The 24,097-nt window shown below is 57.0% G+C and carries 18 protein-coding genes; 14 read left to right on the forward strand and 4 right to left on the reverse strand.

Features of this window, described 5'->3' with window-relative positions; genetic code table 11:
* Nucleotides 1-67: 67 nt before the first annotated feature.
* From ppk1 to Poly21_RS24060, 8 genes are all read left to right on the forward strand, one after another.
* Nucleotides 68-2,317 (forward strand): polyphosphate kinase 1, encoded by a 2,250-nt coding sequence (ppk1, locus tag Poly21_RS24025; RefSeq protein WP_146409617.1) that lies wholly within the window; start codon nt 68-70, stop codon nt 2,315-2,317.
* A gap of 60 nt (nt 2,318-2,377) precedes the next feature.
* Nucleotides 2,378-2,731: a hypothetical protein gene (locus Poly21_RS24030; protein WP_146409618.1), complete on the forward strand. Its 354-nt coding sequence runs from the start codon at nt 2,378-2,380 to the stop codon at nt 2,729-2,731.
* Nucleotides 2,728-5,154 (forward strand): hypothetical protein, encoded by a 2,427-nt coding sequence (locus tag Poly21_RS24035; protein ID WP_302120437.1) that lies wholly within the window; start codon nt 2,728-2,730, stop codon nt 5,152-5,154. The genes Poly21_RS24030 and Poly21_RS24035 overlap by 4 nt, the downstream gene beginning before the upstream one ends.
* Complete coding sequence (locus Poly21_RS24040; protein WP_146409619.1) at nt 5,151-6,137, forward strand: ABC transporter ATP-binding protein; 987 nt, start codon at nt 5,151-5,153, stop codon at nt 6,135-6,137. The genes Poly21_RS24035 and Poly21_RS24040 overlap by 4 nt, the downstream gene beginning before the upstream one ends.
* A 4-nt stretch (nt 6,138-6,141) precedes the next feature.
* Nucleotides 6,142-6,963, forward strand: coding sequence for an arginyltransferase (locus Poly21_RS24045; protein WP_146409620.1), 822 nt, complete (start codon nt 6,142-6,144; stop codon nt 6,961-6,963).
* A 384-nt stretch (nt 6,964-7,347) separates the two neighbouring features.
* A complete protein-coding gene (gene topA / locus Poly21_RS24050; protein ID WP_436967524.1) occupies nt 7,348-10,155 on the forward strand; it encodes a type I DNA topoisomerase in 2,808 nt (935 codons plus the stop codon).
* 1 nt (nt 10,156) lies between these two features.
* Nucleotides 10,157-10,540, forward strand: coding sequence for a translation initiation factor (locus Poly21_RS24055; RefSeq protein ID WP_146409622.1), 384 nt, complete (start codon nt 10,157-10,159; stop codon nt 10,538-10,540).
* A 217-nt stretch (nt 10,541-10,757) separates the two neighbouring features.
* On the forward strand, nt 10,758-11,087 hold the full coding sequence (locus tag Poly21_RS24060) for a cupin domain-containing protein (RefSeq protein WP_146409623.1): 330 nt from the start codon (nt 10,758-10,760) through the stop codon (nt 11,085-11,087).
* Nucleotides 11,088-11,162: 75 nt separating this feature from the next.
* On the opposite strand, the gene Poly21_RS24065 is transcribed toward Poly21_RS24060, so the two are convergent.
* A complete protein-coding gene (locus Poly21_RS24065; RefSeq protein ID WP_146409624.1) occupies nt 11,163-12,626 on the reverse strand; it encodes a DUF1501 domain-containing protein in 1,464 nt (487 codons plus the stop codon).
* Nucleotides 12,627-12,994: 368 nt separating this feature from the next.
* On the opposite strand from Poly21_RS24065, the gene nadA reads away from it, so the two are divergent.
* From nadA to Poly21_RS24085, 4 genes are read left to right on the forward strand one after another with little or no spacing between them, the layout of a single operon-like run.
* Nucleotides 12,995-14,212, forward strand: coding sequence for a quinolinate synthase NadA (nadA, locus tag Poly21_RS24070; protein WP_146409625.1), 1,218 nt, complete (start codon nt 12,995-12,997; stop codon nt 14,210-14,212).
* On the forward strand, nt 14,209-14,619 hold the full coding sequence (locus Poly21_RS24075; RefSeq protein ID WP_302120438.1) for a DUF423 domain-containing protein: 411 nt from the start codon (nt 14,209-14,211) through the stop codon (nt 14,617-14,619). The genes nadA and Poly21_RS24075 overlap by 4 nt, the downstream gene beginning before the upstream one ends.
* 21 nt (nt 14,620-14,640) lie before the next feature.
* Entirely contained in the window at nt 14,641-15,672 is a 1,032-nt protein-coding gene (locus Poly21_RS24080; RefSeq protein ID WP_146409626.1) for an aspartate carbamoyltransferase catalytic subunit, read from the forward strand.
* 18 nt (nt 15,673-15,690) lie between these two features.
* Nucleotides 15,691-17,022, forward strand: coding sequence for a dihydroorotase (locus Poly21_RS24085; RefSeq protein WP_146409627.1), 1,332 nt, complete (start codon nt 15,691-15,693; stop codon nt 17,020-17,022).
* Nucleotides 17,023-17,231: 209 nt separating this feature from the next.
* On the opposite strand, the gene uvrA is transcribed toward Poly21_RS24085, so the two are convergent.
* From uvrA to Poly21_RS24100, 3 genes are all read right to left on the reverse strand, one after another.
* On the reverse strand, nt 17,232-19,673 hold the full coding sequence (gene uvrA / locus Poly21_RS24090; protein ID WP_302120441.1) for an excinuclease ABC subunit UvrA: 2,442 nt from the start codon (nt 19,671-19,673) through the stop codon (nt 17,232-17,234).
* Between the two features lie 316 nt (nt 19,674-19,989).
* Complete coding sequence (locus tag Poly21_RS24095) at nt 19,990-20,511, reverse strand: hypothetical protein (protein ID WP_146409629.1); 522 nt, start codon at nt 20,509-20,511, stop codon at nt 19,990-19,992.
* A 113-nt stretch (nt 20,512-20,624) separates the two neighbouring features.
* Nucleotides 20,625-22,154 (reverse strand): sodium:solute symporter family transporter, encoded by a 1,530-nt coding sequence (locus Poly21_RS24100; RefSeq protein ID WP_302120443.1) that lies wholly within the window; start codon nt 22,152-22,154, stop codon nt 20,625-20,627.
* 73 nt (nt 22,155-22,227) lie between these two features.
* Here Poly21_RS24100 and murQ point away from each other — a divergent pair, with 73 nt between their 5' ends.
* Both murQ and Poly21_RS24110 read left to right on the forward strand, forming a co-directional pair.
* The gene (gene murQ / locus Poly21_RS24105) at nt 22,228-23,142 is read left to right on the forward strand and encodes an N-acetylmuramic acid 6-phosphate etherase (protein ID WP_302120444.1); all 915 of its coding nucleotides are present in this window, start codon (nt 22,228-22,230) and stop codon (nt 23,140-23,142) included.
* Nucleotides 23,135-24,073 carry an N-acetylglucosamine kinase gene (locus Poly21_RS24110; protein ID WP_146409630.1) on the forward strand — a complete coding sequence of 313 codons (939 nt, stop codon included), beginning with the start codon at nt 23,135-23,137 and terminating at the stop codon, nt 24,071-24,073. The genes murQ and Poly21_RS24110 overlap by 8 nt, the downstream gene beginning before the upstream one ends.
* Nucleotides 24,074-24,097 lie beyond the last annotated feature (24 nt).

The following is a 24,097-nucleotide window of genomic DNA, read 5'->3' on the forward strand; positions in this document are numbered from 1 at the left end:
CAGTAACCGCGGCTACCTCCCTACCCAACCGCATTCCTTTTTCGTTTCTTTGATTTGAGAATCTTTCGTGTCATCGTCCCCTGTCGCAGCTGAGTCACGTTACCTCAACCGCGAGCTCGCATGGCTGGAGTTCAATTCTCGGGTGCTCGATCAGGCAGATGATGCCAGAGTACACTTGCTCGAGCGAGCAAAGTTCCTCGCGATCACGGCATCGAACCTGGACGAGTTTGTGATGGTCCGCGTCGGCAGTTTGAAACTGCAGGGACAGGGCTCGAGCGGACGTCGTGATCCAGCGGGGCTGACCGCGAGCGAACAACTGCAGGCGGTCGCGACCCGTTGCCATCGACATGTCGGCCGCCAGTACAAAATTCTTTTAGACGATTTACAACCGCAGTTGGCCGAGCACCGGATCACACGAGTTGATTTGGACCAATGTAGCGAGCGATTGCGCGCGGTTGCCGAACGTCACTTTCGCGGCGATGTCGTCGCGGTTCTGTCACCCCAAGCGCTCCACGATCGCCGCTTTCCGATGTTGCCTGGCCTCGGCATCCATCTCTGTGTCCAGCTCCGCGGTGTCGCGGAGTTAGCCCCCCAGAACATGCCGCAGATCCTTCCTGCTCACGAGCCCAGTTCGGATCCCCAATCAGACGACGAGGAGCCACAATTTGCGGTCATCCCCTTGGGACGGACCCTACCCAGAATTGTGCCGTTGCCGATCGACAAGCAGGCGACCGATCCAGCGATGGATGTCTCCAGCGACGGGGATCCGGACGCTCACGAATCGAGTTTCAGCTATGTGCTGCTCGAGGATCTCGTGTCTCATTTTGTCGACGAATTCTTTCCCGGCCGAGAGGTAGTACAGTGCAAACCGTTCCGCATCACTCGCAACGCCGATGTAGAGTTGCGGGAAGACGGCGCCGGTGACTTGCTCGGCGGCATGGAGGAGGTGCTTGAGAGCCGGCGTCTCTCCGACGTGGTGCGTCTCGAAATGGACGCGTCCGCCAGTGACGAGATCCGCAACTACCTGATGGAGAGTTTTTACGTCGATCCCGACTATGTTTTTCGTACCGAAGGGCCCTTGGACCTGACCTATCTATTTGGGTTGCATGGAGTGAAGGGCTTCGACGCACTGCGGGACGAAGCCTGGCCACCCCAGCGCAGTCCCGCTGTGGATCCTGCCGAGCCGATGTTCTCATCGATCGCAGCGGGTGACATCATGCTGATGCATCCCTACGAAACATTCGATCCAGTGGTCCGATTGATTGAAGAGGCGGCCACTGATCCAGATGTCTTAGCCGTCAAACAGATCCTGTACAGAACCAGCCGAGATAGCCCCATTGTCGCTGCTCTCAAACGAGCCGCCGAGAGAGGAAAGTACGTCACTGCGATCGTGGAGTTGAAGGCACGTTTTGACGAAGCTCGCAATATCGAGTGGGCGCGTGAGATGGAGCAGTCGGGTGTACAGGTCATCTACGGCATCCGCGGCCTGAAGACACATGCGAAAGTCTGCATCATCGTGCGCCGCGAACCCCAAGGTTTAGTGCGCTACATGCATTTTGGTACAGGGAACTATAACGAGGTGACCGCTAATCTCTACGGAGACGTTTCGCTGCTTACCAAAGACGAAACATTTGGCACCGACGCGACCATGTTTTTTAATGCCGTGACCGGTTCAAGTCATCCCCAGCCACTGCAGCAACTCGCGATCGCGCCACTGACGCTCCGTCGCACAATTTTAGAGCTGATCCGCGGGGAGACTGAGCGATCGCGGCAAGGTCAGAAGGCACATATCATGGTGAAGCTCAATGCGCTTGTCGACATGGAAGTGATCGATACGCTGTACGAAGCCAGTCAAGCAGGTGTGAAGATTCAGCTCAACGTTCGCGGGGTTTGCTGTTTGCGGCCGGGGATCGCAGGATTGAGTGAATCCATCGAGGTCGTTTCGATCGTCGACCGGTTTTTAGAACATGCGCGCGTGTTCTATTTCCGCCATGGCGGCGACCCGCAGATATTTATCAGCAGTGCGGACTGGATGCCGCGTAACTTAGATCGCCGGATTGAATTGTTGGTGCCCGTCAACGACCCTGCCATTCGCCGACGGCTGCGAGAAACGCTACAGTTATACTTCCGCGACAATCAGAATGCGTGGGCCATGCAGAGCGACGGCGCTTACGAACGCGTCGTGCCGGGTAAAAAACAGAAACCCATCCGGTCGCAAGAAAGCTTGTATCGAAAGGCGGTCAAGACACTGCAGGATATCCAGGAAAAACAGCAGAGCACGCAATCGCGGTTTGAAACCCATCGCCCACGGGAATAGACGCGTCACATCCCAATGTGCTGGACGGGGACGCAATTCGCTTCACTCTTCAACATCATCATGCCAACGACCACCTCCTCGCCTTCCCCGTCTCCGTCGTCGATGCAGCCGATTGTTCGCAGTCGGGTACTGCCGCGGATTTCCTTTCGTGCGATGATGTTATGGACTGTGGTCGCGGCTCTGATTGCGGCCATCGCTCGCGCCGCCGGAGATGGAGCGACGTTTGCGAAAGCCGTCACCTTCGCGGTCGCCATGCTGGGCCTGTTCTTTTTGCTCGCCGCCGGCGCTTTCCTGCTCGCGTGGCTGACGGCACGCTTTGTGATTGGCGAATTTGACAATTCCCGAGAAGGCAATCCATTCGCTAAAGACCAGCTGCCGCCACAATTGCTCAAGCCGCGCGAACGAGAACAATGATGATAACAGGATGGAAACCATTGCTTGCGACCGAGCCGCTGCGAGCATTCTCCGGCGGGATATTCCGTTGCATGATCGTCCTGGCTGGCTTCGTCTGTGCAACGTTGCACGCCCAATCTCCGCGACCGAACGTTCGACCGGACGCGCCGCGATTTCTCAGCGACGAGATCAGCCAGGAGGTACGACTGCCCACCTCCGCTAACAACCCACTTGGCTGGACGATTCGCGTCCGGGCGTCGTCGCTAGCGACCGCCGACATCATGAGAGTGGAAGTGGAATTCGCAACGACGGGTGGCCCGACAACTGCCGAGCAACAGTTCGATCTGAGGTTAATCCCGTTGGCTTCAGGACATTCACCTCCGCAAGCGAGCGTCGCAGTTTCACTGCCGCTATCCATCAGCCAAGGGACCGACCGAGTTCGTCTGAGCCGTCATGTGCCCAAGACATCCTTTGGGAATCTCTATCAGGTTGAGTTGAGAGCGGATGGTCGTGCAATCCCCGATTGCAAGGCCGTGCTGGGGCAACCCATCGCGGACGCGGAATACTCGGTATACGTCAACGAGGCGCAGCAGAATGCGTGGCACGTGCTGTGGGTCGAGTCGGACGCTGATGAGTCGACTTTCAAAGAATCTCTGCAGTTGTGGTCACTGTTCGACAACCCCATGCCGTTGATGGTCGCGAGCACGCCCGAGCAATGGGCTGAACTGGGAGGCGGCGCTCTGGGGGTCGGTCAATTGAAACGATTCCAAAACGTCAAGATGCAGAATATGCCTCTGGATTGGCGTGCCCTGCGCCCCTATGACGCCATCATGATCCATCGTACCGATTGGGAGGCGGTTGAATCGGCCGACTCGTCAGTGGCAATCGCGCTGCGTGATTGGGTGCATGCCGGTGGCGTAGTGATTGTGCGCGATGCGTCGCCGCCGCCTGCCGGTGCCGGGGCGAGCAGTTCGGACGCAGTCCCAGCCCAGGACGCTCTCGATACAGTGTCTCACGAGGGTGTCGCGGCGAGGTTTGACACCTTTGCCACAATGGATGAACAGACGTTTGTCAGCCAAAATCCTTACGCCGACCTCACGCCCGAACGAATCAAAGCCTGGCAAGCGTGGTTCCCAACGAGCGCTGAGATGTTGCGACAGTCGCTCAGGGAATACCCGAGTTCACGCGCGACCGGACGCACTGGGGTACGACGACGTGACGATCTAGCGGGAATGGTGATCTATTTAGGTCCGCGTCAGGACGAGGAACCCGTGCAGATTCTGCAATGGGCAGCAGTTCATAACTTGATGAGTTGGCACCGTCCTCGACTAACCCGCAATGGCGCCGAGCCGATTCTTGGTAGCCAGCGATTTTTCCAGTGGGTGATTCCTGGCGTGTCCCAGCCGCCGGTGTACACGTTCATGGGACTGCTCGGTATGTTCGTGATCCTGGTGGGCCCCGTGGCGTATCGGAAAACCGCAAAGGCCGGACGCAGCTATTTGATGTTTGCCATTGCGCCGGTCCTGGCGCTGACGACGACGGGGGCGATGTTGGGCTATGGCGTCATTGCCGACGGATTCGGAACTCGCGTGCGAAGCCGGCAAATCACCTGGGTCGACGGTGCGACCGGTGACGCTTTCACGCGTACACGGAGCACTTATTTTGCCGGAATCCGCCCGGCAGATGGGCTTACGTTTGCCGCTGATGCCGAGGTCACACTCTACCCTGACAACCAAAATCAAAGCTGGGAGTCGCGGGTGGATGAACATTTTGAAACCCGCGGACTCGTCTCCGCAACTTCGGAAGACGTAGGTTTCAGTCGCGAGTTTCTCCCCAGTCGTCAACAGCGACAATTCGTCGTGCATCGCCCAACCAACGGGTGGGGACGTATTCGGGTGAAAGCCGCCACCGAAGCGTCTGCGCCGCAGTCGCCAGGAGCATCGCCCAAGCAGTTTGAGGATGGCACTCCTTTCAGCGGACCGGATTCGATCATCGTATCGAGTGAGACCGACGCAGCCCTGCAAGAACTGTTGATCTGCGATGAAAAAAGACGCTATTTCTTCGTGGCAGCTGTTGCTGCAGGTGAAACGGTCACAGCAAAACGGATCAGTCGCGAGACGGCCTCAAAACGAATGGGTGACCTGTACAAACGACAGTGGTTGATCAGCAGCAACGTAGGAACTGGACAAACGGCATCCCAGCGTAATTTGAACCGCGGCAATAATACGACCGACCTTCTGACCCAGCAACTTTCGACAATTGATAGCTCGACGAAACCCATCGATGGCGTGTTTGAAAATGAACTTCAGCAACGTTTGCAGCTACAATCGGATTTGCCCGCTAACAGCTTCATAGGGCTCTGCGACCTTACCGGTGATGCAATTGCCATCTCGACCGCGGAACCCACCGACAGCATTCACTACGTATTTGGATCGTTGCCATGAACGTACATACCAGCGGCAGCGATTGCATCGAACTGCGGCGGCTCTACCGGTATTTCGGTAAAACTAAAGCAGTTCACGATATCTCGTTCAGTGTCCCACGCGGTCACGTGTTTGGCTACATTGGGCCCAATGGAGCTGGTAAAACGACGTCGATGCGAATTCTTTCAACGCTCGATCTGCCGAGCTACGGAGATGCATTTGTCGATGGATTCTCAGTCGTCAACGATCCGGAATTGGTCCGCAGACGACTCGGTTTCATGCCTGATTCGTTTGGTACCTACCGCGATGTGAATTGCGAGGAATACCTCGACTTCTTCGCTCGCGCGTACGGCCTGGTCGGACGGGAGCGGACGCAGCGACTCAAGTGGGTGCTCGAATTCACCGGTACCGTCGGTATGAAGGACAAACCGATTCGTGGATTGTCCAAGGGGATGAAACAGCGATTGTGTTTGGGCCGTGCGCTCGTTCATGATCCGGCCGTGATGATTCTTGACGAGCCCGCGGCAGGGCTAGATCCCCGGGCTCGAATTCAGCTGCGAAAGATGATTCGAGAGCTGGCCGACCGAGGCAAAACAATCTTGATCAGCAGCCATATTCTCACGGAGCTCGCCGAGATGTGCGACGCCGTGGGGATTATCGAGCAAGGACAACTGCTGGCCACCGGCAGTGTGGATGAGATTCAACTCCAACGAAACCAGACGCGTGAGCTAACCGTGCGGATACTCGAACGAGCCCTGGACGCAGCAGCGCTGCTCACTTCCACGAGTGAGCAGGAGGGCTGCGCAAGTCCGGCATCCCATGTTTTGGGCGAGCCCATCGTTGACGGTGAGTTGCTTCGCTTCGCCTTCGCCGGTGATGTGCGCGATCAGGCGGATTTGGTGGCGTGGTTGATCGACAAGAATTTTGCGGTCGCGGAGATTGCTTCCCACCGGAAGAGTCTCGAAGACGTGTTCCTGCAGGTCACCGAGGGGCTGGTGCAGTAAAAAGATGTCACGCCCTGCGGACGAATTTCCATCCCAAGCTCGATCGGTTCGCAATCGATTGCTGCAGGTGCAGGACAGTCGCTCACCCTGTCCTTACATCGACTCCACGACAGCCCGAATGCCGTTGCTCTACCCGGTCTCGCCGCTCGATGGGGATGATGTCGATCAACTGCTGGCAGGCGGTTTCCGTCGCAGTGGGTCGCTGCTGTACTACACACGATGTGCCCCCTGCCATGCGTGCGAGCCGACGCGGGTGGAAGTTAATGCATTTCGACTCAGCAATTCGTTCAAACGGGTACTCCGCCGGGCAGACAAAGAGCTCACGTTGACCTGGCAAGCACCGGTCGTCGATCCCGCGCGAGTGCGACTTTACAACGCCCATCGGGCAGGACGGAATTTGGGCAACAGCCCTCCGATCGACATGGCAGACTATCGCGGCTTCCTGACCGATTCGTGCTGGCCCACGCTGGAACTGGAGATGCGGAGGGGCGATCAACTGATCGGAATCTCCATCATGGATGTCGGATCTACCAGTGTCAGCGCGGTCTACACTCACTTTGATCCCGCCGCATCGCGGTACAGTCCCGGCACACTCGGCGTGCTCAAACAGCTTGAGTGGGCCGCTAAACATCAACGCCGCTGGGTTTATCTTGGGTTGTACGTGAGCAGCAATCCTCACCTCAACTACAAGTCTCGATACCTTCCCCAGCAACGTCTCATCCACGGGGAGTGGGTGGAGATCAGAGACGGAGCACATACTCCATCCGCGGAAAAACCCTCATGGACTAATCTGGGAACGGGCGGTAGCACGCTGCCGGAGACCTGAGTCGTCCTGCCAGCACGCGCGACGACTCCCGCTGCAAATCCCTTGCGACAGCAACTTCCGTGAGAAAATCGGACGAAATCCCGTCCGTGCTGGATGGGGCCACGATCACGGTTCCACCGGGCCAGTTCATACCGGTTGGCTGATTCAAGACTTTCGCAGTCCGAAAAATGGCCGGGTGATTCGTCACCCCGGGAAAACTCGGGCAGGTCAAAATATCCCGCCAGGGTTGCGTGCTCGGTATTTGTGCAATTTCTCAATGGATCTCCTCTATTTCGCCGCTCCTTCGAGCGAGTTACTGCGTCAGACTGCTAGTTGATTTGAACGCGGACGTGAGGCGTCAATTTGCCCGCCCGCGACGGGTGTTGCGTGAGCTCATGTTGACGTCTGGCGCGGTTTCCGTCACAACGCCAACATTCGTGTCCGAGATTTATCGCCGTTTTCCTCTCTCCCACGCTCCGCCCCTTCATGGCTAAACCGACCAGCAAAAGTTTGGTGATCGTCGAATCACCCGCGAAAGCCCGCACGATCTCGAAGTTTCTCGGCAGTGGATATCAGGTCGAAGCCAGCGTCGGACACGTGCGCGATTTGCCGGGTGGGACGAAAGACATCCCTAAAAAATATAAAAAAGAGCCGTGGGCCTACCTCGGTGTGAACGTCGACAAGGATTTTGAGCCGGTTTACATCGTTCCTGCGGACAAGAAAAAGCAGGTCGACAAGCTTAAGGAAGCTCTCAAAGACGCCGACAGTCTCTATCTCGCGACGGACGAGGATCGCGAGGGAGAAGCGATCAGTTGGCATCTATTCGAGCTGCTCAAGCCAAACGTGCCCGTTCACCGGCTTGTATTCCACGAAATTACCAAAGACGCGATCCAGCACGCTCTCGACACTCCCCGCCAGATCGACGACGGACTGGTCCGCGCCCAGGAAACTCGCCGGATTCTCGATCGCCTCTACGGCTACGACGTCTCGCAGCTGCTCTGGCGCAAGGTCGGCCGGGGTCTGTCCGCCGGCCGGGTGCAAAGCGTCGCGGTACGATTAATCGTTGAGCGCGAGCGGGAACGCATCGCGTTTCATAACGCAACGTACTGGGATCTCGAAGCAATCTTCACCACCGCGAACGGAGACTCTTTGCCTGCGACGCTCAGTACGGTATCGGGCCGCAAGATCCCAACCGGCAAAGATTTCGATTCCGACACCGGAAATCTGATCAATCCGCAGCTCTTGCAGATGGACGAGACTGAGTCCAAAGATCTTGCGGAGCGGCTTCGAACCGGTGACTTTGAAGTCACCAAGGTCGAGGTGAAACCATTCGTCGAGCGTCCCAAAGCCCCATTCACGACGAGTACTCTCCAACAGGAAGCGAACCGCAAATTGGGCATGACCGCCCGCCGCTGTATGCAGGCCGCCCAGCGGCTCTACGAAAACGGTTACATCACCTACATGCGGACCGACTCCACGACCTTGTCGACCGAAGCCGTCAATGCGGCACGCGAATTGGTGCGGAGCGAATACGGCGAAAAGTTCCTGCACGAAAGCGTGCGGACTTACAAGGGTAAAGTCAAGAATGCTCAGGAAGCTCACGAAGCAATTCGGCCAGCCGGTACCCCCTTCCGGGTGCCCTCGGCCGTCCAAGGAGAGCTCGATAACGATCAATTTCGATTGTTCGAACTGATCTGGAAACGTACTGTCGCCTGCCAAATGGCCGATGCCAAGAAACAACGTATCGGGGTCACTGTCAGCGGCGGCGACTGTACCTTCACGGCGTCGGGGACGAGTATCCTGTTCGAAGGTTTTTTGCGAGCGTATGTCGAGGGCAGCGACGATCCCGAGGCCGAACTCGCCGACAAAGAACGCCTCTTGCCCGCCGTTTCCGAAAGTGACGCGTTGAGCGTCGCCGAAATGGACCCTAAGAGCCACACGACGCAGCCACCAGCACGATTCAGTGAAGCGTCACTAACCCGTACGCTGGAAGAAAAGGGAATTGGCCGGCCGAGTACCTACGCATCGATCATCGATACGATCCAAAAACGCGATTATGTCTACAAGAAAGGCAGTGCACTCGTTCCAAGCTGGACGGCATTCAGCGTGATCCGTTTGATGGAAACGCATTTTGAAGCCTTGGTCGACTATGACTTCACGGCCCAGATGGAAGATTTCCTCGATACGATTAGTCGCCAGGAAGCCGAGGCACTCGCGTACCTCAAGGCTTTCTACTTCGGGGACGAGGACGGAGCTGAGCTACCACCGGATCAAAAGGCTGCCGTGGGCCTGAAGAAGCGACTCGCCGAGAAAATCGAGGAGATCGATCCACGCATCTCAGCCATGTTCTCTCTCGGTACGCCTGAGCAAGGCGAACATCGCGAAGAAGTTTTCGTCCGTGTTGGGAAATATGGACCGTTCCTCGAGCAAGGTGAACGGAAGGCCGCAATTCTCGAAGGGACACCACCCGATGAAATGACGCTCGAGAAGGCGATGGAGCTGTTTGATGCGTCGGCTCGCGAAGACGAGCCACTAGGGGTTCATCCCGAAACTGGCAAAAACGTCTACATCAAGGCGGGACGGTTTGGACAGTACATCCAGCTCGGTGAGAAAGATGACGAAGAAAAACGCAACCAATCAATCCCGAAGAGTGTAGCGCCCGAGGACGTCACGTTCGAAATCGCATGCCAATTGCTGACGCTGCCCCGCAATCTAGGCAACAATCCTGAAAATGACGAGCCTGTGCTGGCCCACGACGGTCGGTATGGTCCCTACGTCAAATGCGGAAAAGAAACGCGTTCCTTGCCCGCAGGCGTTTCCCCCATCGATGTCACCTTTGACGAAGCGATCAAGCTTTTGAAGGAACCGAAGCAGCGGGGTCGCGCCGCTCCGAAAGAACCCATCGTCGCGTTCGAGAAGAAGAGCCCGATCACTGACCAAGAGGTCAAGATCCTGGAAGGACGTTTTGGTCCCTACGCAACCGATGGTGAAACGAACGCGTCGATTCCGCGAGGGACCGACGCGAAGGAAGTCTCCTTTGAAGACGCCCTGAACCTGATCGCCGAGCGGGCCGCCAAGGGACCGTCCAAAAAGAAAAAGAAGAAGGCGGTCAAGAAAAAAACTGCGAAGAAAAAGGCGGTGAAAAAGAAGGCGACCAAGAAGAAGGCCGCGAAGAAAGCAGCCAAAAAGAAAGGCATCATCAAGAAGGAATAATATGTCTCGACTTTTCGCTGGCACCCCCTTCGACATCCCTCCCACCTGTGAGCTGTGCGGGAACCCTGAGCCGCAGTGCAGCTGCACAGCCGCGGAAAAGGAGGCTGCCGAGACCCGTCAACGGATCGAATCAGAACGCGTCGCACCCGAAAAGCAGACCGCAACCATTCGCACTGAGAAGCGGAAAGGCGGACGGACCGCGACTGTAATCACGGGGCTGTCAGCGGTCGCAAATGACTTGCCCAGCCTGCTTTCACAACTGCAGGCCGCTTGCGGCACCGGGGGCACGGTCAAACGCAAGGAAGATCTCATCGAACTGCAAGGCGACCACGTTGCCAACGCGACGAGGTGCCTCGTGGATCTCGGCTATCGCATCAAGAAGTGACTCGCTCCGGCGTGCCACTCCATCCAGCCAATTGCTTCGCGGCCAGCCAATTGCTTCGCGGCCAGCCAGTGGCTCCGCGGAATGGGATTTGCATTCGAAATCGATTTGCTGCAGAATGGTGTCTCGTGAGCAAATTGGAACGTTTGATCGTGCTCGCGTTCGGTTGGCACCTCTGTGTCGCATCACTTCAATCACATCTTTGACGAAGGGCGCTAAGATGGACATCCCGCAGATCATCAACAAGGACGAAGCCAGCATCGGTGGTATGGGCCAGGGGTACCTTGTCGCCGGAAAAAATGTTGACCTTAGGCGCTGGGACGAAGAGCCGGGCAATGCCTGTCAGTCGAGCTGTCGCCAATATGAGACGGTCGGTTATCTTATCAGCGGCGTGATGGAAATTGAAATCAATGGACAATGCGCGACGTTGAAAGCCGGTGACTCGTGGTTGGTCCCCGCGGGGGCGCCACACCACTACCGAATAATCGAATCAATTGTGGCGATCGAAGCCACCAGCCCTCCGGGGCGATTTCAACATAAGGACGAGTGAGCCGGTGGCATTGGGCACGCAGCCTGTGTATTCGTCGGCAGACGGGTCATCGGCAGACTACATGGAACCGCCAGCTCAAATGATTGCGTGAATCGGCTCGACATGCTCGACACCGACGAGTTTCTGATCCAAGCCACTATAGAAATAGGATAGGTGATTTGGATCAAGTCCCATTTGATGCAAAATGGTTGCGTGCAGATTCTTCACGTGCATCGGATTTTCAACGGCAGCGGAGCCGAGCTCATCGGTGGTACCGTAGCTAACACCACCTTTGATCCCGCCGCCTGCCATCCACATGGTGAATCCCATCGAGTTGTGGTCCCGTCCACTGCCTTCAGCATACTCCGCAGTCGGCTGGCGTCCAAACTCGCCACCCCAGACGACCAACGTCTCATCGAGTAGCCCGGTTCGTTTGAGATCCGTTAGCAGCGCGGCAACTGGCAGATCGGTTGCGCCAGCATGGAGGTTGTGATTTGACTCCAAATTTCCATGAGCATCCCAGTTGGCGTCGTTATGTGCGCCACCGCTGTAGAGTTGGATGAATCGGACGCCCCGCTGGACCAGCCGGCGGGCCAGCAGACAACGACGGCCAAAGTCAGCCGTTTTCGGGTCTTCGACGCCGTACAGGGCAAGTGTTTCGGCTGACTCGTCGGAGAGGTCAACCGCTTCCGGAGCGGCCGTCTGCATGTTGTACGCCAGCTCATAGCTGCTAATCCGCGACGCAAGTGCTTCTTCATGCCCATGACTAACTAAGTGTCGCCGATTGGCAACTTGGATCGAATCGATCAACTGGCGTTGCACCCCTGGCGGCAGATCCTTGGGAGGGGCGAGGTCGAGGATGGGAGCGCCCTTGGTCCGAAACACCGTACCCTGATAGGTAGCGGGCATGTATCCACTGCTCCAATTCTTGGCGCCACTGATCGGTCCTCCGCTGGGGTCGAGCATGACGACGAACCCGGGCATGTTCTGATTCTCACTACCCAATCCATAGGTCACCCATGACCCCATCGCGGGGTTTCCAGACAGCAATTTGCCGCTATTCATCATCAACATGGCCGAGCCGTGGATGGGCGATTCGGCGGTCATTGAGTGCAGGAACGCGATATCATCAACATGCTTTGCTACGTTAGGGAACAGCGAGCTGACGTACTTCCCACACTCGCCGTACTGCTTGAAATCCCAGCGTGGCTCGACGATTCGGCCCCCCGCCTTGTGTCCACCGCGACCAAATGTCTTGACGTCGACCGTCTTGCCATCCATGCCCTTCATGGCGGGTTTGTAGTCGAAGGTGTCGATATGACTGGGACCGCCGTACATGAACAAGAAAATCACGGACTTTGCTTTGGGAGCAAAATGCGGTGGCTTGATCGCCATCGGACCCGCCGGAGATTCCCCATCCAGTGACGCAGCCGCGGCCGACGAGAAGAAACCATCATCGCAGAACATGCCGCTCAGAGCAGCAGCCCCGAACCCGGCTCCAGATTCCCAAATAAATTCGCGACGGGTGCGTCCACAGAAATGAGAGCGTGATTGAGTCATCGGTGAGGAGATGGGGTGGGAGTTTACGGGAGGGGCGTGTCGAAGACAGCAGCTGCGGGGATGTTGCGAATTCATTCTAACCATAGATGGCAGGTTTTGGCAAAATGCCTGTGGCCAGCATGCGGGCATTCTCTGAATCCACCCGATCTCCAGGCGGTTTAGCCCTGATGTCCCCACGGACGGCGATCCAACACCACCCCCGAAGTTTCGCTTCGCAGCACTGAATGTTAGCTGGCAGCTCACGCCGCAGGTCGGCCGCCGGCGGAGGTGTCAGCTTGGTAGGAGTTTCTGAAATGACGTGGGCCGGGTAGAATCGGGTTCGTCGATCGACACTTCTACAAGTGCTGCAGAAATCTTGAGTAATCTCCATGGCTGAATCCCCACTCTCCGCGTCTACTCGTCAAAGCTTGCCGACCACAACCGCAAATCCGGTTAGCGGCTCTGCGGGGAGCGGCGTCAGTAATGCGGATTCAATGTTGCCGCTTGCCCCGTACAAAACGGTAGGCGAACCGGAATTACGCGAGCGGATCGAATCAGTGCGCGAGGAGTTCGGAAAACGTTTGCTGATTTTGGGACATCATTATCAGCAGGATGACGTGATCGCCCATACCGATCTCCGCGGCGACAGTTATCAACTGTCCGAGATGGCTGCATCGAGTGGTGAGTGCCGAACCATCGTATTCTGCGGCGTTCACTTCATGGCTGAAACAGCGGACATCCTGGCCAACACGCCCGACCGACTTGCCTCTCGCAGGGGCGAACGCGTCAATGTGCTCCTGCCGGACATGGCGGCAGGCTGCTCAATGGCGGATATGGCCGGCATCCGACAAGTCGAAGCTGCTTGGGCCGACATGGGTGAGGTGATCGATACCGAGCAGGTCATTCCTGTGACCTACATCAACAGTGCCGCTAGTTTAAAAGCGTTTTGTGGCCGGCATGGTGGAATTGTCTGTACCAGCAGTAATGCACAGGCCGTCTTGAAATGGGCCTTTGAACGCGGGCAGCGAGTGCTGTTTTTCCCCGACCAACATCTGGGGCGCAACACAGCCCTGACCATGGATATCGGTGAAGAGCAGATGCCGGTCTGGGATCCATATGCGCTTGAACTGGGCGGCAACTCGGAAGCTCAGATTGAGAACAGTCGCGTCATTCTCTGGAAAGGACACTGCAGTGTTCATCAAATGTTCCGCCCCGAACACGTCGCTAAATTTCGCGAAGATCATCCTGGTATCAAGATCCTAGTACACCCCGAGTGTCCACGAGATGTCAACGATATCGCTGACATTAGCGGTAGCACCGGAAAGATCATCAATACCGTCAAAGCGGCTGCTCCGGGGACGAAGTGGGCCATCGGTACCGAACTGCATCTCGTGAACCGGCTCAAAGCCGAGCATCCCGAGCAAGAGATCCATTTTCTCAGCCCCGTTGTTTGCATGTGCGCGACGATGTATCGCATCGATTTACCCCATCTATGCTGGACGCTGGAGAACCTGCGCGAGGGAAATCTCGTCAATCAAATTCGCGTTGATGACGAGACGATGAAATGGAGTTTGATTGCGTTGGAACGAATGCTGGCTGTTAAATGATGAGCAACGCACGGACTCCCTTCGTGGCCGCGGCAGTCGCTGGGGCACTCGCGGTATTGATCGGCGCCTTCGGAGCCCACTGGCTACCGGTTTATTTGGCCGGAACCGGCGTCGATGCCGAGCTACTGGCCAAACGTTTGGCGCAGTTCGACACGGGCGCGCGCTATCATTTGGCGCACGCGATCGCCCTGCTGGCGTTGATTGCCTTACCGACGCGTCCGAGCGCCACCCTCCGCTGGAGCGTTTGCCTCTTTGTCGCCGGCATCGTGTTTTTCTCAGGTAGCCTTTACGTGCTCGTGCTGACCAATACACCCTGGCTGGGTGCGATCACACCGATCGGCGGCGGGTGCTGGATCATCGCGTGGATCTTGATCGCATTCCTGCATCCCTCCTCCCGCAATGCCTGATGGGTTCCTACAATCTCGAGCATGGACACGATGACCCAATCCGCTCCGCTCCCCTTCCCGTCCGCATGGCGTGATCGTCATCTACTGGACCTCGAGCGACTGCAAGCGGCGGAGCTGTTCGCGATTCTTAGCACAGCCGAACAGCTCAAAGCACTGACCGATGGATGTCGGCGAAAGATATCCCTACTGTCAGGCAAGACCTGTGCGAATCTGTTTTTTGAAAACAGTACACGGACGCGAAATAGTTTTTCGCTCGCCGCCAAGCGACTCGGGGCGGACACGGTCGAGTTCAGCAGTGCCGGCAGCAGTGTTGCGAAGGGTGAAACGTTCGTTGACACAGCCAAAACGATCGAGGCGATGGGCGTCGACTGGGTTGTGACGCGGCACCAGACGCCAGGCACGCCACATTTGCTCGCTCGCGAACTCGGGTGTAGCGTTCTCAATGCAGGCGATGGGCCGCATGAACACCCCACGCAGGGTTTGCTCGATATCCTCACAATTCTGCAGCATCGTGGCCCGCGTGATTGGCAGAGTGCGTCTCTTGACCCCAGTCAATTACTGGCGGGAATGACCGTTGCGATGGTAGGTGACATTGCCCATAGCCGAACCGCTCGCAGCAATATCTGGGGCCTGAAATCGCTGGGGGCAGACGTGATCATTTGCGGCCCACCCACGCTCGTCAGTCCACGCTGGGAAGAGATCGGTTTCGAAGTCGCTCACCGGCTCGATGATATTGTCGAGCGGTGCGATGTACTGAACCTACTGCGGATTCAGTTCGAACGTCAGCAAACGCGTCCGTTCCCGAGTGTGCGTGAGTACGCGGCCTTGTATGCCATGAATGGTGATCGGATGCGGCGGGCGAAATCTGACATTTTGATCATGGCCCCTGGCCCTATCAATCGTGGCGTCGAGATCACGCCCGAAGTCGCCGATGGACCGCACTCGGTGATCCTCGAGCAAGTCACTAATGGAATCGCGGTGAGAATGGCGGCTCTGTGGCTGTTGTCGGGGGCGTCCGATATCGCTGCATCAGAATCTAACCCACCTCGTTGACGGTAGGAAACGCTCGCCATGTCTCGCCCCACACCTACACTCCTCCAGCCGATCGTGATTGACGGCGGTCGTATCGTTGACCCTGCCAACGGTGTCGACCGAATCGGTCGCTTGCTTATCATCGAAGGACGCATCGCTGAGCTGGATCCATGTGACGGAGATTGTCCGGGCGATGCCTATTGGATCGACGCGCAACAACGTGTTGTGGCACCGGGACTGGTTGACTTGGGCGCAGAACTACGTCAACCCGGACGTGAGGAAGATGAGACCATTCAGACAGGCAGCAACGCCGCCCTGGCCGGTGGTTTTACCTCGGTGCTCTGCTGCAGCAATACCAATCCAGTGATCGACTCCGCAGCCGCAGTCGAACTCGTCACGCAGATTGCGCAGCGTCTCGGCGGTGTACGCGTCTATCCAATAGGGTGCTTAAGCAAGGGACGCGAGGCGGCGCAAATGGCCGAGCTCGCGATCCTGGCCGAAGCCGGCGCGATCGGTTTCAGCGACTCGCCGCGGGCGATGCCAAATGACGCTTTGCTCAAACGAGCGCTCGATTACTGCCGGATGCTCGATCTCCCAATTTTTGACCGCCCCGAAGTCCCGGGACTTGCCGAAGGCGGCATCATGCATGACGGCCAAGTCTCGCTGGTGCTCGGCCTCAAGGGGCTGCCCACTGAAGCGGAGGATCTTGCCGTCGCACGCGACGTCCGCTTGGCCGAGGCAACGAAAGGGCGATTGCACGTCGGTCCGGTTAGTACGATGGGCGCGATCGACATGATCGGTCGGGTAAAGAGCCGTGGTGTACCGATTTCTGCGTCGGTTTGTCCCCAAAACCTGCACGGTAGCGACGCTCTGCTGCGGTCGTTCGATTCACGTTTCAAGGTCCATCCGCCAATGCGAAGTCCCGCACATGTGGAGTCGTTGCAACAGGCGGTCGCTGATGGCACGATCGACGCGATCCAGTCTGGGCACATGCCTCGGGCACGCGAGAAGAAGGGCAACGATCTCGACCTCGCTCCGTTTGGTGCGGCGACGCTCGAAACCACACTGGCGGCGACGCTGACCGATATGATCCGTACCGATATTTTGAGTTGGTCGCGTGCGATTGAATGCCTCTCGACCAACCCCGCTCGGATTGCCAAGCTCGATGCTGGGACGCTAGGCAAGGGAGCGCCCGCCGATGTGACATTGATCGATCCTGACGCGGCATGGACGGTGCGGCCAAGCGAGTTTCTCTCTCGATGCCAGAGCAGTCCGATGGAAGATCGCGAGTTATTTGGCCGGGTCACGCATACCATCGTCGGCGGACGACTGCTGTTTGTGCGCGTGGAAGAATCCACCGCTGTGGTTTGAATCTGCAGCTCATCTGATCGCCTATCCGGCATCGCACCCTCGCCGACTGAACACCTTAGCCTCTCTCGCGTGGAGACTGGCGGTGGGAGGATCGCGGCAATCGCTGGTGACGGTCTGCAGGTCGATGACGAGTTCGCTGACAACTCAGCTGAACAGCCGCAGAATTCTGTTTTCAACGCAAACGAGTTCAGCATCGAGGAGAGCATTTTTCAGCAGCGCAGAAACTTTGCGGTGCGGCTCGTTGTCGATTTAGCAATCGTCGCAGGTGGGCCCTGGGCGACGATCTGCCCCCCCTGGTCACCAGCACCGGGCCCCATATCGATCATCCAATCACTGTTGCCGGCGACTTGCATGTCGTGCTCGACCAGGATGACGGTATTGCCTGCATCGACCAAGCCGTTTAGCTGTGACATCAATCGTGAAACGTCTGCTGGATGGAGACCTGTGGTTGGCTCGTCGAGTATGTAAAGTGTGTCGCCTCGCTGAACACGCTGCAGTTCGGTTGCAAGTTTAATTCTCTGCGCTTCACCGCCGGACAATTCCGTTGCAGACTGACCCAATCGAAGGTATCCGAGTCCAACCTGCAGCAGTGCGTCGAGTGCGCGCTGCACCGGCAATTCCTCGCTAAAGAAGTCATACGCATCTTCAACGGTCAGGTCGAGTACCTCAGCGATGTTTTTCTCCCGGTAGACGATTTCCAACGTCTCGTCGTTATACCGCTGTCCCTGACAGACTGGACATGGCGTGTAGACGCTCGGAAGAAACAGCAACTCAACACTGACGAACCCTGCGCCCTCGCAATTGGCACAACGTCCTTTAGCGATATTAAACGAAAACCGTCCAGCATCGTAGCGCCGCGTCTTCGCCTCACGTGTGGAAGCGAATAGCTTACGAACATAGTCAAATAGTCCCGTATAAGTCGCAAGATTCGAACGTGGTGTGCGGCCGATTGGCTTTTGATCAACCGTGACGAGACGTCGAACGTGCTCCAGCCCACCTTCGATACTTCCTCCGATCGGTGTCTCTTCTGAGTGCTCGAGCAGGTCGGTCTCGCTACTGGTAGGATCAGCCTCGATTTTCTGCCCCAGGGTTTGACGGACGAGTTCAACAAGCGCCTGACTGACCAAACTTGATTTGCCTGAACCTGATACCCCCGTCACCGTGGTCATCACGCCGAGCGGAAATTCCACGTTGAGTCGATTCAAGTTATTGCGCGTCACACCTTCCAGCCTGAGCCATCCCGCGGGGTCACGCCGCGGCATCTTCGCTGCCCTGATCGACTCGCCATCGGCGGCAACGAGGTAGCGAGCTGTATGCGATCTTTCAACACCGCACAATCCTGCGATGGGGCCGCTGTAGATCACCTCGCCCCCATGTTGTCCTGCATCCGGCCCGATATCGACAATCCAGTCAGCGTGTTCGATGACACTGACATCGTGCTCAACGACAAAGATCGAGTTACCAATTCGTTTGAGCTCGTCGAGTGCCCCGAGCAGCGCCTGAGTGTCTGCTGGATGCAAACCTGCCGATGGCTCGTCGAGAACGTAGACAACGCCAAAAAGTTGCGACCGAAGCTGCGTGGCCAACCGCAGTCGCTGAAGCTCACCCGGCGACAAAGTAGGCGTGCTGCGCTGCAGCGAAAGATAGCCCAGACCCAGGTTGGTTAGCGCCTCAACCCGAGCCAGAACATCGCGGACAATTCTTTCCGCGACGATCGTTCGTTCGCGGTGCGCGTCGTTCGTGGCAGACTCACCGTCGACAGCCCCGCGCAACCTATCAGCCAGTTCTGTCAAAGTTAATTGCGACAATTCCCCGATATCAAGTCCTGCGAACTTCACCGACAGCGACTCTTGCTTCAGCATCTTGCCGTTGCAATCAGGGCACTGCGAAATCTGCATGTAACGTGAGACTCGTTGCTTTGTCCGCTGACTTTGTGTGGTCGCGAAGGAGTGCAGAACATAGCGGCGGGCACTCGAAAACGTGCCCATATAGCTGGGTGGCTCGTCGTGCTTGATTGCCTGGCGGACCTGTTCGCAGTTCAGTCCGGGGTAGACCGGCACCTCCGGTGTCTCGTCGGTATACAGGATCCAGTCGCGAGTTTTTCGAGACAGTTTTTTCCAAGGTTTGTCAATATCGTGGCCCAGCGTCACAAGAATCCCACGCAGATTCTTGCCCTGCCAAGCGGGCGGCCAAGCGGCGATCGCGCCTTCGCGAATCGTCAGAGAGTTGTCCGGTACCAACAGATCTTCCGTAACATCGAACACACGCCCGATTCCATGACACCGAGGACAGGCACCTTCCGGCGTGTTAGGTGAAAAAGCGTCCGCGTACAAAATCGTCTGACCGCGTGGATAGATTCCGGCGCGTGAGTACAGCATCCGGAGGCTATTGGAAATTGTCGTCACGCTCCCGACCGAGGAACGGGCCGATGGTGTTCCGCGTTGCTGTTGGAGAGCGACCGCGGGCGGCAGTCCCTCAATCGTATCCACGTCCGGTTCACCGACCTGGTCGATCAAACGCCGAGCATAAGGCGACACCGAGTCGAGATACCGTCGCTGTGACTCAGCGAACAGCGTTCCGAACGCTAACGAGGATTTACCTGAACCCGAGATGCCGGTAAACACGACTATCGCGTTGCGTGGAACATCCACATCCACATTTTTGAGATTGTGAACACGGGCCCCCCGCACCTGAATATTTTGTCCGAGGGAACCTGATTCGGTTTGGAAGTTGATTGAGGCGATGGGGATACTCCGAAAACTGTTGTGAGCCTACTGGGGCTATCGCGTATTGCCTAGGAAATCTGTGCTGGACGCGTAGAGTCAATGCCGGTCACCTCGGGTCAACTGGCATGCACTTGCACTGGTCTGCAAATCGAATGCCCGAAATGCGTGCATGTCTCTCCGGCGACGATCGAGGGATTGGCTCCAGAGAGGTAAGGGGCAAATTGACATTGCTTGAACCCCATCAGGATTTCGCGTCGACTCTTCCTGTGGTCCGCTGCTGCTCGACCGACTCGAGCACGCGGCTGACGAAAAACACGGCAGCAAAGGTCGCGGTCAACATGATCACACTTACCAAGATTATCGGAATCAGCGTCAGCTCTCCGTCATCGGCGAGAATGGAATCATACGCTTGAGAAGAAACGATCGCGACTGGAAGTGCTCCCACAACTAACCCCATGAGCCATCGCAATGGATGATCATGCAGGCATCCGACGGTGATCCCCGCCAGTGCACCGCAGAGGCTGGCCGTCGGCGGCATCGATATCAGCAAAAATGCGTAAAAAGTTCCTGAAAGAGACGTCAGATTATTCATCGGTAGGACAATTGTGATCAGCGCCAGCATCTCTGCGATCAAACCCGCAGAGATCCCACCCAGTAGAACGCCCACGAAGGACGCCATGGGTTTGCCGAGCGAATTCTCTACATGGGGATCGCTGTCCTCGATGGCGCTGGACGTCTGATACGGGTTGGGAGGACCGGCCACTGTTCAAATTCCTTTTGCGATCATTCAGGCTAACGCAACCTGCGAGCGGTATGTCGGTCAATCCGCTCAACTGCCCGGCTCACACGGAAACGTTCGAACGATTTTGCAGTGGGTCAAGGATTCTGCGACGTGAGTTTGGAGACGCTTGCCAATGCACTGCCCACTGAAAATGTCACGCTCGACCCTATCAATGCGAACCAAGGCCACGCGACCTGCACGCCAAATTCAAGGCCAGGCGACTGAGTGAGGGTGGGCAGGAGGAACTGCACGAAGAGTAGTGCGGCCAATCCACAGACCGCTCCCACTAATGCATGGGCGGCGCGCACCTTCGTGGTCAACACGCCCAATAGAAACAGCCCCAATAGCAGGCCCGCTGAATAGCCAGCGATCGTCAGCGAATTACTTACAACCGATGCGTCCAGCGAGATCGCCCAAATACCTATCAGAACTTGTATGACACCAAAGCCGATCGCCAACCGGCGGGTAATCGCCAACAGCCGTTGTGGTGACGGAGTCGACCGTCTCAGCGGAAGATAGAAATCGTTCAATACTGCCGAGGCTGACGAATTGAGTGAACTGGAAAGGGTGGACATTGCCGCCGCGAGAATTGCTGCGAGCATCAAGCCCACCAGACCTGTGTCGCGAGGGAAGTGGTGGACGATGAAGTCGGCGTAAACCTCGTCAGATGTCTCAAACGTAGCTGTGGGATCCTGTGCGTAGTAGCACGCCAACAGCACACCGATAAACAGGAACAAGGCGAACTGAAGCATGACAACTACGCCACTGAGCAGGATAGCTTTCGCGGCGTCTCGCTGGCTGCGTGCACTGAGGTATCGCTGGACCATCATTTGGTCGGTGCCATGAGTCCCCAACGACAGCACCGCACCACCTATGACAGCGGCGTAGAAGTTGAACGGGTCCGACAAAACCCACATACTCAGCGAGCGTGTGTCACCAACCGGTGGAGAAAACTGAAACACGCTCAACTTGTCGTGGACGGAGGCAAATTCCCAGAACTCAGCCCATCCGCCAGTAATCTGGCTGGAAATTACAAACACGGTCGCGACAGCGCCAAGCATGTAAATCACGAACTGGATACAATCATTCCAAACAACACTTTTCATCCCTCCAAAGTACGTGTAGAAGATCGTGATCACGCCAATGGCGATGGCACTGGTGTGGAGTTCCCACCCCACCAGCTTGTGCAGCACCACGGCAGCAAGGAAGAGACGCAAGCCATCGCCAATATTCCGAGCGACCAAAAACAAGAGCGACGCAAACCTTTCGACGACTCCACCGAATCGTTGCTGGAGCACCTCATAGGCGCTCATCAATTTGCCACGGAAAAAGAGCGGCAGCAACAAATACACAACGATTGTACGGCCAATCAAAAATCCAAACGTGATTTGCAAAAAACGCATCCCTACCGGACCGTAGCCCGCACCAGGAACGCTCAGCACCGTCGCGGTACTGGTTTCCGTCGCCACGATGGAACCTAGAATTGCCCACCAAGGAAGATCTCGGTTCCCCACCAAGAACGCTTCTACCGAATCGTTTTTACCGCTCAATCGTAGTCCAATCACGATGGAGGCCGTAACCGAAATCACGAGAACAAGGGCGTCAACAGTACCGATTGGAAGCAACGTATAACCTTCAAGTCAGGGACAGCAACGGGAAATTGACAGCGATACCCGATCATTCATTATGAAACACATCATGAAATCCACAGATCTTTTAACGACTGAAACGCGAAACGAACGCTCGGCGAATCTCGATTCGTTGACCGCACTTGAGATCGTTCGTCTCATGAACTCGGAAGATGCTCTTTTGGCGGAAGCTGTCAGCAATGAATCACAATCGATCGCCCGCGCGATCGATGTGATCGTCGCGAGCTTTCGGGTAGGAGGTCGGTTATTCTACATCGGAGCGGGGACTTCAGGGCGGCTGGGAGTACTCGATGCGTCAGAGTGCCCGCCCACGTTCAATACCCCACCTGAGATGGTGATTGGAATCATTGCCGGAGGCGATACGGCGTTGCGAAACGCCGTCGAAGGAGCTGAAGACTCATTGACGCTGGCCGCTCAAGATCTAGCTGAATACAGTTTCTGCGCTCAAGACACGCTCGTCGGTATCGCGTCGAGTGGTTCAACGCCCTACGTCATCGGCGGACTGGACTATGCTCGGCAGTGCGGTGCCACGACAGTCGGAGTGACATGCAACGCGATTTCCCAACTCCATCGTCATGCTGACATCATGATCGCCCCTGTGGTCGGGCCGGAGGTACTCAGCGGATCGACCCGACTGAAGGCTGGTACTGCGACCAAGATGGTGTTGAACATGCTCACCACCGGCGCGATGGTGCGAATCGGTAAAACGTACGGCAATTTGATGGTCGATCTGCGCGCGTCCAACGCGAAACTCCGCCGCCGTAGTATTCGCATCGTGAGTGAAGTGACCGGACTGGGTGAAACTTCTGCCGAGCAATTGCTCAATAGGTGTGACGGGGATGTCAAAACTGCGATCCTTTCCCACCTCGGTGCGATCGATGCCACCACGGCTCGGGATCAACTCAATCGCGTGGACGGGCGACTGCGTGACGCCGTCAACGGGGTAGTAAACGACCGTGGATAAAAAGTTTTTGATCGGGATTGATGCCGGTGGCTCAAACACCCGCGTCCTGCTCGGCGAAGTTGCCCAAGACCAGATGAGGATTGTTGGCAGCTCCGCTGGGCCCGCTGGTAACCCTCGCTCGGTTGGATTCGATTCGGCATTCGAGATTATCCGGCACACCGTTGCACAGGCATTCCGTAACGCCGGATCAACGCAAGTCCCTGCTTCTCATGCGTGTTTGAGCGTGGCGGGTGCAGGGCGTCTCGAAGAACAGCAACGAATCTTCGATTGGTGCAGAGAAACCGGCCTAGCTCAGTCCCCCGTCATCGTGGGTGACGCGGAATGTCTTTTAGCGACGGTCGCTCAATACGGGGTCGCGTTGATTGCCGGAACGGGATCGATGGCCTGGGGACGCAATGCAGCCGGCAATGTCGCGCGAGCAGGCGGTCAAGGATATCTGTTCGACGATGAAGGCAGCGGTTATTGGTTGGCCGCGCAGACGCTACGTCGTGTGTGTATGGCGATCGATGCCCGTGCCGCACCGACGAGTCTACTATCGGCGGTCCTCGATCACCTGAATCTCGCATCTCCCGATCAGCTGATCGGCTGGTGCTATGAGTCGTCTGACCCGAGACGCCAAATCGCCTCGCTGGCTCCCGTTCTCTTTCAGCAATACCCTCACGACGCCGCTGCGCAAGAAATCGTGCATGCGGGAGCCCAATCACTCGCCCAGCTCGTTGCGGCCGTGACCCGCCAAATCGAGTTTTCTGCCGATCAATTCACGCTCGCCTGCGCGGGCAGTGTGCTGTTGAGGCAACCGGTTTACCAGGCGTTGCTGGCCAAGGAGCTCGACCACATGGGGGTCGCTCCGACGAGCGTTTGTCCGATCGAAGAGCCCGTCCGAGGTGCCTTGGAACTGGCCTGGACGGCGATGCGGGACGCCGCAAATTGACCCAGTCGACAGCGTCTACCTCTC

It is taken from the genome of Allorhodopirellula heiligendammensis (genome assembly GCF_007860105.1).
Lineage (GTDB): Bacteria > Planctomycetota > Planctomycetia > Pirellulales > Pirellulaceae > Rhodopirellula > Rhodopirellula heiligendammensis.

Bases quoted from the DNA above. Each gene is read 5' to 3' on its own strand.
- Poly21_RS24030 (WP_146409618.1), top strand. From the start codon at position 2,378: ATGCCAACGACCACCTCCTCGCCTTCCCCGTCTCCGTCGTCGATGCAG.
- Poly21_RS24035 (WP_302120437.1), top strand. From the start codon at position 2,728: ATGATGATAACAGGATGGAAACCATTGCTTGCGACCGAGCCGCTGCGA.
- Poly21_RS24040 (WP_146409619.1), top strand. From the start codon at position 5,151: ATGAACGTACATACCAGCGGCAGCGATTGCATCGAACTGCGGCGGCTC.
- Poly21_RS24045 (WP_146409620.1), top strand. From the start codon at position 6,142: ATGTCACGCCCTGCGGACGAATTTCCATCCCAAGCTCGATCGGTTCGC.
- Poly21_RS24055 (WP_146409622.1), top strand. From the start codon at position 10,157: ATGTCTCGACTTTTCGCTGGCACCCCCTTCGACATCCCTCCCACCTGT.
- Poly21_RS24060 (WP_146409623.1), top strand. From the start codon at position 10,758: ATGGACATCCCGCAGATCATCAACAAGGACGAAGCCAGCATCGGTGGT.
- Poly21_RS24065 (WP_146409624.1), bottom strand. From the start codon at position 12,626: ATGACTCAATCACGCTCTCATTTCTGTGGACGCACCCGTCGCGAATTT.
- nadA (WP_146409625.1), top strand. From the start codon at position 12,995: ATGGCTGAATCCCCACTCTCCGCGTCTACTCGTCAAAGCTTGCCGACC.
- Poly21_RS24075 (WP_302120438.1), top strand. From the start codon at position 14,209: ATGATGAGCAACGCACGGACTCCCTTCGTGGCCGCGGCAGTCGCTGGG.
- Poly21_RS24080 (WP_146409626.1), top strand. From the start codon at position 14,641: ATGGACACGATGACCCAATCCGCTCCGCTCCCCTTCCCGTCCGCATGG.
- Poly21_RS24085 (WP_146409627.1), top strand. From the start codon at position 15,691: ATGTCTCGCCCCACACCTACACTCCTCCAGCCGATCGTGATTGACGGC.
- murQ (WP_302120444.1), top strand. From the start codon at position 22,228: ATGAAATCCACAGATCTTTTAACGACTGAAACGCGAAACGAACGCTCG.